We start from the raw sequence: 831 nt of genomic DNA on the forward strand, positions 1-831 counted from the left end.
TCTGGCAAAGCAATATAAAATAGCAGGTGTTTCAGTTTACGCATTAGGAAACGAGTCAGAATCCTTTTGGAAAGCCATTCGAAAAGGGACAAAATAACAGTTTCTTTTTTCTCTGAAGTTATTGACAGTTAAAAGAGAAGCACGTATATTATGTTAATATATTCAGATCATAAAATTTGAGTTTTTCAGAAAACTAAAACACATAGATTGGGAGCAGTAAAAGAAAGTGATCAGAACAGAGAGCTGCGGGGTGGTGCGACGCAGCCTGATTCTTCTTTGAACTCGCCCGGGAGTGGTAAGACGGAACGGAATAGATTGAATATTCCCTATGTTTTAACGGCTAACCTTCGTTACAGGTCAAAAGCAGGATTCTTCATGAAGAATCAACAAGAGTGGTACCGCGGTCAGCCGAAGGCTCGTCGTCTCTTTATCTATTAGATTAGGTAGGAGACGGCGGGCTTTTTTGTTAACAAGAAGGAGAGGTAGAAGAGGATGAAAAACGACAATCAAACGTTAAAACGCACGATGACGTCCCGCCATATTATGATGATGGCGCTGGGCGGAGCAATCGGCGCAGGTTTATTTAAGGGGAGCAGCTCAGCGATCGATGTGGCAGGGCCATCTGTCATTATCGCATATCTGCTCGGAGGGATTATTTTGCTGTTTATTATGCAGGGGCTGGCGGAAATGGCTGTTCGAAACCGTAACGCCAGAACCTTCCGTGATCTTGTCCAGCAGGTATTGGGAAATTACGCCGCTTACTTTTTGGACTGGATCTACTGGAAAATGTGGGTGCTTAACATTGCGGCTGAAGCTGTTGTAGCTGCGATT

At 43.9% G+C, this 831-nt stretch carries 1 protein-coding gene, 1 pseudogene and 1 other annotated feature; the gene and the pseudogene both read left to right on the forward strand.

The genetic code is table 11. The features are described from left to right. Positions 1 to 97, forward strand: a 97-nt coding sequence (locus ACWHAR_RS25330; RefSeq protein ID WP_452088217.1) for a hypothetical protein, incomplete at its 5' end; no start/stop codon positions are given. Positions 98 to 194: 97 nt separating this feature from the next. Next, positions 195 to 430 (forward strand) — a binding site (T-box leader). 62 nt (positions 431 to 492) lie between these two features. Beyond that, positions 493 to 831: pseudogene (locus tag ACWHAR_RS25335) on the forward strand (amino acid permease); the annotation flags it as partial.

This window comes from Bacillus sp. LR--39, assembly GCF_053613335.1.